General features: G+C 56.2%; 8 protein-coding genes. 5 read left to right on the forward strand and 3 right to left on the reverse strand.

Features of this window, described 5'->3' with window-relative positions; genetic code table 11:
• Positions 1–126 precede the first annotated feature (126 nt).
• Both QHG98_09550 and QHG98_09555 read left to right on the forward strand, forming a co-directional pair.
• The gene (locus QHG98_09550; protein MDH7597959.1) at positions 127–1,161 is read left to right on the forward strand and encodes a radical SAM protein; all 1,035 of its coding nucleotides are present in this window, start codon (positions 127–129) and stop codon (positions 1,159–1,161) included.
• A 38-nt stretch (positions 1,162–1,199) separates the two neighbouring features.
• Positions 1,200–1,502, forward strand: a complete 303-nt coding sequence (locus QHG98_09555; protein MDH7597960.1) for a DUF2551 domain-containing protein — start codon at positions 1,200–1,202, stop codon at positions 1,500–1,502.
• A 32-nt stretch (positions 1,503–1,534) separates the two neighbouring features.
• Here QHG98_09555 and QHG98_09560 read toward each other — a convergent pair whose 3' ends face one another.
• The gene (locus QHG98_09560; protein ID MDH7597961.1) at positions 1,535–3,028 is read right to left on the reverse strand and encodes a radical SAM protein; all 1,494 of its coding nucleotides are present in this window, start codon (positions 3,026–3,028) and stop codon (positions 1,535–1,537) included.
• A gap of 160 nt (positions 3,029–3,188) precedes the next feature.
• Here QHG98_09560 and QHG98_09565 point away from each other — a divergent pair, with 160 nt between their 5' ends.
• The 3 genes from QHG98_09565 to QHG98_09575 all read left to right on the forward strand — a co-directional run bounded on the left by QHG98_09565 (position 3,189) and on the right by QHG98_09575 (position 6,191).
• Positions 3,189–4,700 (forward strand): homocysteine biosynthesis protein, encoded by a 1,512-nt coding sequence (locus tag QHG98_09565; GenBank protein ID MDH7597962.1) that lies wholly within the window; start codon positions 3,189–3,191, stop codon positions 4,698–4,700.
• Positions 4,697–5,083 (forward strand): 4Fe-4S binding protein, encoded by a 387-nt coding sequence (locus tag QHG98_09570; protein MDH7597963.1) that lies wholly within the window; start codon positions 4,697–4,699, stop codon positions 5,081–5,083. The genes QHG98_09565 and QHG98_09570 overlap by 4 nt, the downstream gene beginning before the upstream one ends.
• A 70-nt stretch (positions 5,084–5,153) precedes the next feature.
• A complete protein-coding gene (locus tag QHG98_09575; GenBank protein MDH7597964.1) occupies positions 5,154–6,191 on the forward strand; it encodes a class I SAM-dependent methyltransferase family protein in 1,038 nt (345 codons plus the stop codon).
• Between the two features lie 193 nt (positions 6,192–6,384).
• Here the strand turns inward: QHG98_09575 and gatE are convergent, their stop codons facing one another.
• Positions 6,385–8,271, reverse strand: a complete 1,887-nt coding sequence (gatE, locus tag QHG98_09580) for a Glu-tRNA(Gln) amidotransferase subunit GatE (protein ID MDH7597965.1) — start codon at positions 8,269–8,271, stop codon at positions 6,385–6,387.
• 22 nt (positions 8,272–8,293) lie between these two features.
• Complete coding sequence (locus QHG98_09585) at positions 8,294–8,521, reverse strand: histone family protein (GenBank protein MDH7597966.1); 228 nt, start codon at positions 8,519–8,521, stop codon at positions 8,294–8,296.
• Positions 8,522–8,886: the final 365 nt, after the last annotated feature.

Below are 8,886 nucleotides of genomic sequence, written 5' to 3' on the forward strand. Positions count from 1 at the left end.
CCTGATAGCAGTACTGAGGCGAGATAAGACTATTAAGTCCAATTCTACACATGTCGATCTTAACCGATGACGCATGGTGCATCATGGTAACCCGCTCAGAAATGCACTGGATGAGGATCGGAAAGTATGCCTGAAGAATGGGTTCGAGACAGCACAGGATCGTTCCACAACTACCTCCCTCACGGATGTGAGATATGCAGACAGGGAGCATCTCTTGTACTTTTCATCACAGGTGTATGCGCCAGAGAATGCTTCTACTGTCCGCTCTCTGCGGAGCGAAGGGGAAAGGATATCATCTTCGCGAACGAGCGGATCGTATCATCCCCGCATGATATCGTGGAGGAGGCGCGGGCGATCGATGCCCTCGGCACAGGCATAACCGGCGGAGAGCCTCTGCTGAGGCTGGATCTGGTTCTAGAGACAATTCGCATGCTTAAGAGTATTCTGGGAAAAGAGCATCACATCCACCTCTACACAGGAATCGTGCCAGGGGAGAGGGTGCTCTCGAGGCTTCGCGATGCCGGTCTGGACGAGCTTAGGATGCATCCGGATCTTGAGCGGGAGGAACCCCGCCTTGCGGAGGCACTGAAATCCGCGATGGATCTCGGGATCGAGGCTGGCGTGGAGATCCCCGCGATCGCTCCTGCTCCGTGGATCGCAGAGGCTGTGCAGAGCGCCGGTGCTTTTCTGAACATAAATGAGCTCGAGTTCACAGAGACGAACGCGGATGCGCTAAGAGCCAGAGGCTTCAGGGCATGCCCGGACTCCTGCGCGGCGATCGGGAGCGAGTCGATCGCAAGATCGTTCATGAACTACAGAATAAAGCTCCACTACTGCTCCTCCGTCTTCAAGGACTCCGTCCAGCTCAGGGAGAGGCTGAAGCGGCGTGCTGGGAGGGTCAGGAGAGAGTTCGATATCGTGAGCGATGATGGCACGTTGCTGACAGGAGTCATCGTCGCTCCAGATCCGCAGGCTGCGATCAGAGTCCTGGAGGAGCTTGGTGTTCCGGAGAGCATGTACGAACTCGCAGCTGATGGAATAGAGATTGCGGCCTGGATACTGGAGGAGATAGCAGATGAGGTGAGGCATATCGGATCTCCTCACATAGTTGAGAGGTATCCAACAGAGGATGGGCTGGTCGTGGAGAGAATACCTTTATAAGCCATCGCATCCTTCTTTATGGCCGGTGAGCTTGCTGGATGGAGAGCGCTGAGGAGAGAATTCAGGAGCGGCTGAGGAATTATCTGAAGCGAGATGGTATTGGAATCAGAAAAGCGGTGCTGAAGTTGTTCTTGAGCGATTCATCCTTTACGACCGAGGACATCTTCACATATCTGGAGAAGGAGGGCTTCAATGTAAGCTATCGCGGTGTGTCTGCCATGGTCGGACTCATGAACACGCGCCTTGGAATTCTCAGCATAGATGTATCCGGAGACCACAACGTGTACTCATTGAAGAACGACCACAAGACGATAGTGAAATCGGTGCTGGAGAACTACTAGCTTCAGGCCATCCTCAGGATCGAAAATTTCTTTCAGTTTGGCGGTTCTCCCCTTTTCATTCTTCTCATGTATTTCGGCAGAACGATGTCTGCTGCTATGTTGATCGCGCGCAGGCCCATGTGCACCATCGGATTTGATGTCATGCGCTCTCTGTAAAGGCTGTGAAGCTTCCTGAGATGTCTCAGGTTGTACTCCATGCAGGTCCCGACCAGCTCCCAGTGCTCAGGAAGGGCGTTATCCTTTCCGAGCCCTTTGTAGCTGCCGAGTGCTGTACCTGCCATGGGAGTGAAGAAGAGTGGAAGCATAAGCCCTGTGTAATCCTTGAGCGACTCCACAAGCTCTGTTGTCCTGACAACATCATCAGCGGTCTCACCTGGCAGCCCCAGGACAAGGCTCGCGACCGGCACCCAGTGTTCATCATGGAAGAGCGCATAGCAATCCCTGACGATATCTGGCCAGCGATCCGGAGATTCTGGCAGCGCCTTCCTGGGCATGTGCATCTCCAGTACACGACAGCTTCCGGTCTCTATTCCTATCCATGCTGACATGTATTTCTGATCTGTGCCAACGCCAACAACCTCAGAGACCCTGCTGAGGAGATCCATGGACTGATGCACGGTCGCCAGGCTGAGGTGTGAGACATCTATTGTGTGTGGCGAGAGCTGCTTGACGCTCCTGAAGAGCTCCAGCACCTTATCAGGATCAGGGCGCAATCCCATTGAGCCGTATGTGAAAACGTCCTCTGAGTGAAGCAGAACATCCCTCATGCCCTCCCTCATGTTCACCCTGACGTCCTCCAGAATGCTGGCTACCGGTCTGTGTCTCAGCGACCTCATCGTTGGTGAGCAGAATGCGCAGCCACGCCAGCATCCTCTTCCGATCTCGACTATGCCTGCGATCGTGGCGCCCCTGTTCACAGGGATCCTCTCCCCGGCCACAGGCGTTCCCTGTATGATCCTGGGGACATCCCTCCCATCGAGGATCGCCCTGCAAACCTCCGGAAACTCGCTCTCACCCTCGCCCAGGTAGATGTGATCGACGCCCACATCCTCATCGGCGAGCTCCCATGCGCCATTGCCACCGACGACGATCACCGGATCGTATTTTTTAACCAGGGGATGATTTATGAGCTTCAGGAAGCTGTGCCTGTTGTGCGGTGGACCTCTGTTAATGATATCCTCGATCTCGCGGACTGCTATCTTCCCCATCGGATCGTCGTGTGTTATGCCCAGGATCTCGGTATCACTGCCTATCGCCTTCTCGAGGCGATCTGGATGCGCGACCATGACCTCATCCCTGGAGAACCCCGCCTCAAGGAGGGCAGCCTCCACCTTTCGCATGCCGCACGGAGCATAAACCGCCCTGCCGTCGGGATGTGCTCTCACAGGAGGACAGAATAGAGATCTGAGCACCCAGTCGGGCATGACCGCCCTGGGCATTATTGCGGCAAACCCGAGCAGAACGCCTCCGTGATAGGAGGACATCATTGTCCTGTCGCTGGTCAGGACGATCCTCTTTCCAGACATCTCTAGAGGCATCTCCGGATGTAGAATATAACCCTGTTCGTGCCAGGAGGCAGTTGGAATCACAGGCTACAGCACGTTTAAGAGCCGCACAGATGAGAATGGCATTGATGGCTGCCGTGTATGGGATATCTTTTTATCGGAAAAGGTGCAAGCCCCAGCCGTGGAAGCAGAGAAATCGCTATCCGAGATCAACGAGCGGATACGTGACGGAAGCGTCAGGGTTGTGACCGCGGAGGAGATGCCCTCCATTGTCGAAGAGCTGGGGCCTGGTGGCGCGGTGCGCGAGGTTGATGTCGTGACCACCGGCACCTTCGGAGCGATGTGCTCCTCCGGCGTCTTCCTGAACCTCGGCCACAGCGACCCGCCTATAAAGATCTCGAGGGCCTGGCTGAACCGGGTTGAGGCATACGGTGGGGTTGCCGCGGTCGATCTCTTTCTGGGAGCGACCCAGCCATCTGAGGATAAAGGCATAGAGTACGGCGGTGCTCACGTCATAGAGGATCTCGTCTCCGGTAGAGCTGTGGATGTGATGGGCGAGGGTGTGGGCACAGACTGTTATCCCAGGTTGGAGATCGAGACGACCCTCCATCTGGAGGACCTCAACCAGGCTCTGATGGTCAATCCAAGAAACGCGTATCAGAGGTACAACGCTGCCACGAACTCCTCTGACAGGACTCTTCACACATACATGGGCACGCTGCTCCCTCGCTTCGGAAACGTCCATTACAGCGGCGCGGGTGTTCTGAATCCCATCTCCAACGATCCGGGATTCGAGTACATAGGGACTGGGGTCAGAATATTCCTCGGCGGCGCGCAGGGTTATATCGTGGGACCCGGCACACAGCACAGCCCGGAGAGCGGGTTCGCCACGCTCATGGTTGCAGGAGACCTCAAGAGGATGAGCAGCGAGTTCCTGAGGGCCGCCACGTTCACAAGGTACGGCCCGACGCTTTACGTTGGCGTTGGCGTTCCGATACCGATACTGAACGAGAGGCTCGCGCTGAGCACTGCTGTCAGGGACAGGGACATCACCGTTCCGATAGTTGATTATGGCGTGCAGCGAAGGGACAGACCGGTTCTGAGGAGCGTGAGCTACGCGGAGCTGAGATCCGGTTTCGTGGAGATAAACGGAAAAGAGGTCCCAACAGCATCGCTTTCAAGCTTCCACATGGCCAGAAGGGTTGCTGGAACCCTGAAGGAGTGGATCGAGAGGGGGGAGTTCCTGCTGACAGAGCAGGCCGAGCCTCTGCCAAGAAGTGGCGTCAGCAGGCCGATGAAGCAGACGAAGGAGCTCCCTTACGTCGGGGATGTCATGAACAGGGATGTTGTCACAGTGGGAGAGAACATCAGCGTGCCTGAGGCCGCACGCGTTATCGTCGGAAGCCGGTTCGATCATCTCCCGGTGGTCTCTGATGAGGGGAAGCTCATGGGCATAATAACGACATGGGACATATCCAAGGCTGTTGCAAACGGCAACATCTCAAGAGTCTCGGAGATCATGACCCGACGGGTGTACTCAGCGACCCCGGATGAGCCGATAGAGCTGGCTGCGAGGACGATGGATATCCACAGCATTTCTGCGCTTCCCGTTGTGGATAAGGACAATCGCGTCATAGGAATGATAACAAGCAACGACCTGAGCAGGCTGTTTGCGGGGAGGCGGCCGAGATGAAGCTGATGCTCAGGGTCGCGCCGGGCATAGTCAGAAAGCCCCTGATAGCTTCTGTCATCCTGGAGACCGGCGCGCTCATAAACATCGAGAGGGCGAGCATAGATGCCGTCAGCGGCGAGATCGTCCTCGATGTCTCAGACGATAAATGCAGGCAGGTCAAGGACGCATTCGAGCGCAGGGGCGTGGATGTAGTGCTCCTGGAGATCCCTGTGATGAGAAACGATGAGGAGTGCGTCCACTGCGGCGCATGCATTGCGATATGCCCCACCGGCACATTCAGGTTCGACAACTGGAAGGTTGTGACAGACCCGGGCAAGTGCATCCAGTGTGGAGCATGCGTGACAGCCTGCCCACATCGCGCACTGCAGCTGGTGCTGCGGTGACGAAGAGATCGTGATGCTGAAACAGGAAGGGTTTAAGCGCATCAGATTGATGCGGGCAACTCATCATGAAATGTGCGGATCTAAGACCACGCTTGGAGTGAAGGCGCCGCGCTCTATGGGCGAGCGGATACGGAGGATTCTTGCAGAGCGGGGTGCCCTCGACAGAAAAAAACGCATCCGCTCCGACGATTATCACATATACATCCCAGTTCTTGAGAGCATCAACCCTGATGCGCTGAAGGGTATCGCGGGTGCTGAGATCGTCCAGATGGAGTTCGAGGAGGATCGGAGAAAGGTCACCGTTGAGGAGATCCTGGGCAGAAAACCGAGCTTCGAGACCATCGGGGATATAGCTGTGGTTGAGGATGAGGAGCCTGAGGTGGTTGCGGATGCGATAATGGCAGTCCACAGGGGAATCCGCGCGGTCCTCGCGCCGGTTTCGGATGTTGAGGGAGAGTTCAGGCTCCGCAGGTACAGATACGTGGCGGGCGAGATGAGGACGCTCACAGTTCACAGGGAGCACGGCATCCGCTACATGGTGGATCTCGAGCGCGCATACTTCTCGCCGAGGCTCGGCACTGAGAGGCTCAGGGTTGCAGAGCAGGTGCGCCCCGGCGATACTGTGGTCGATATGTTCGCAGGCGTGGGCCCATTCTCGCTTCTCATGGCGAAACGTGGCGCAAGGGTGATCGCGATCGACAAGAATCCGTATGCAGTAAAGCTTCTCGTGGAAAACGCAAGGATGAACCGTCTGGATGTTGAGGTACGCGAGGGTGACGCTGCAGCTCTGACAGAGGACCTTGCAGATCAGGCGGATCATGTCGTTATGAACCTGCCGCACTCTGCCTCGATATTCCTCCCAGAGGCGATACGCACCGCGAAGAGCGGGGGAGTGGTTCACTACTACACATTCGCCCCCGAGGATGACCTCTACAGGGATGTCAGAATAATAGAGGAAAAAGCCAGGGAGCTCGGGTGCGAGGCATCTCTCCTGTATCGAGGCATCGTCAGAAGCTATGCGCCCAGGATCTACAATGTCGTCATAGACTTCATGGTGAAGAAAGATGTCAGGCAGTGTACTCAGATCACCGAACCCGGCAGCAGGTGACATCGCAGGATTTGTGATCTGCTGCCAGTGAGTGGTGAATCCTTAATTTCATTCAGTGATTCAGGTACACGACCTGATGCCATCTGCCGGAGTCCTTCTTGGATCTCGGGTTAGACCTGACCTTTGTTAGCAGCATGTCCCATCTGTCATCCATGCAGGTCTCCTCCTGAAAGATACGCAGGCTGTGTCGCGATCAGACAGCTCTCCCGAGAATCGCGTTAATCTCTCTCTTTATAAGAGCGCTCACAGCCGCACCGTCTGCTTTGCCTCTCAGCTGCTCCATCGCGAGCCCCATGAGTGGCCCGATAGCACGCTCGCCCCGCTCCCTTACGAGATCGATTTTTGCGGAGACGATCTCATGGACTATCCTCTCGACCTCTGATGCACCCAAGCTCATCAGACCTGCCGCCTGCGCTGCCATCTCCGGATCAGCATCAGGGTTCTCGGCCATGGCTTTGAGGAGTGCGGGTATTCCCTCCTTAGCGATCCTGTTTTGCGAGAGCAGCTCGAAGCAGCCCATGAAATGCCTGTCACTGAGCCTGTAAACCGGCACGCCATCCCTTGCAAGCTCTACAGGCGTGGACTCCAGAGATCGCACGACGAGCGACGGCTGCACTCTGTATGCCCTCACGATCTCCTCGAAGAGCTGGTAGTTGGACGAGGCTGCCATTATCCTGGCCTGCTCCGGGCTGAGCCCGTACTCCCTCTGGTACCTCTCGGCCCTCTCCACGACAAGCTCCGGGAGCCTCAGCTGCTCAACCATCTCTTTATTTATAATGACAGGCGGTACATCCGTCTCAGGGTACATCCTCGCCGATCCTGGGAGCGGGCGCATGTACTCAGATGTGCCATCAGGAAGCGCTCTCCTGGTCTCCTCCGGCACGCCCGCAATGGCCTCCCGTGCGCGCTCGATCACAGCCTCCATCGCCTTTCTCGCCCTCTCAGGGGGCGCTGCCACCATCACCACAGCATCGCTCTCCCCGCAGCTAAGCAGGCTCCTGAGTGATGACACCTCCTCTTCTGTTATCCCATATGCTGGCAGCTCGTCGGTGTGGAATATGCCACCGACACCTGCGCGCTTCGCCCTGTCAGAGAGCTCTGTGCCGAGACGTCTACCGGGCTGAACCTCCTTTCCTATCATCCCGTTGAAGCCGTCAAGCCTCGTGGCGAGAACCGCACCGCCACTCTTGAGGGCCCTTGTGATGACCTTCGAGCGTGAGTTTGAGAAGAGCCCAGTTGCATCGACGATCTCCCCATTGACATGGGCGCCTCTCCTCTGGAGCTCATCCCGTATCTCGAGCAGCCTGACCTGGCGGAGGACCTCCAGCTCTACGATCCTCTCTATCAGGTTCAGCTCCTGAACACCCTTGATCTCGACCCTGGCTCCACCAGCTATCGATACATTCACGTCCTGCCTTATCGTGCCGAGGCCGCGCTTGACCCTGCCCGTTGATCGGAGTACCATGCCGATATGCTGGGCCACCTCCCTCGCATGCTGCGGGGATACTATATCAGGAGCGGTCCCGATCTCGACAAGGGGGATGCCCAGCCGGTCGAGAGAATACACCACCTCATCCCCACGATCCTCGATTATCCTGGCAGCCTCCTCCTCCAGACAGAGTATGCCTATGCCCACAGGCCCGCATGATGTGTCTATGGATCCACCGGACGCGATGAATGCGGTCCTCTGAAATCCAGATGTGTTCGAGCCGTCTATCACGGTCTTGCGCATCGTGTGGATCTCATCAACGATGCGCATCCTGAGAAGACGTGCGATCACCAGGGCGATCTCAAGAGCCTCCCGGTTGAGCTCCCTCGGAGGCTCCTCATCAGCCTCCACCAGACAGGTTGTGTCGTAGGATTTGTATATGAATCTCCTAGATACAAGCGTCTCCTCAAGAGCAGCCCTGTCGATCTCCCCGAGCTCGCTTCTCGCAGGCCTGAGGTACCTGAAGAACTCGAAGTTCGAGTCCTCGACCTCCCTGTGCAGAGTGGGGCAGCGGCAGAAGAGCTTGCAGCTTGTATCGAGCTGCTGATGAATCTCTATGCCGCACACAAGACCAAGCGCGCGGTAGTCCATATCGATTTTTCTCCCAGCAGGCTCATTCTCCCTGCTTTACAGGTCTCACTCGCTTTGCGGCCTCTTTTATATCCTCCGCCCTCACAGTCTTCCTCTTCGCATGATTGGCCCAGTCTATCGCCTCTTTCGCTATCTCGATGCCGTAGTTCTCCAGAATCGCAGCAAGCTCGATGCTTGCATCCTCACTAACCCTCTTGGCCCCGGCCATTCTTATCAGCCTGGCAACCGGGGCGACAGGAAGTACCGCCATTCTGCTCCCTCCTTGAGACCCTCGGCGCAACTATTTCGATGCAGCCGAAAAGATCCCCTATTCGCATTCCGAGCTTTCTTTGATGCATATATATCTTTTCATCAGAGTTTAAAAGCGATTTTCAAAAGAGAGTGTTTTTCATCTGCCCTCTCCTGCATGCCGCCTGTCTGGACTGCCGATCGATCTGAAACCTCCGATTATGGGCTATAATCACCGCATTCGTCGTCGGCTAAGGATCTTGACATTGTCATCTACTACTATTTAGAGGACGATGCTGCAGATCTTCAATGGTGCGATTCTCTGGCAGAGATTCTGGCTTTATGCCTGGCCTTTATGATTTCCAGGATTGTGCGATCATCGATCAT

The organism is Methanothrix sp., assembly GCA_029907715.1.
Taxonomy (GTDB): domain Archaea; phylum Halobacteriota; class Methanosarcinia; order Methanotrichales; family Methanotrichaceae; genus Methanothrix_B.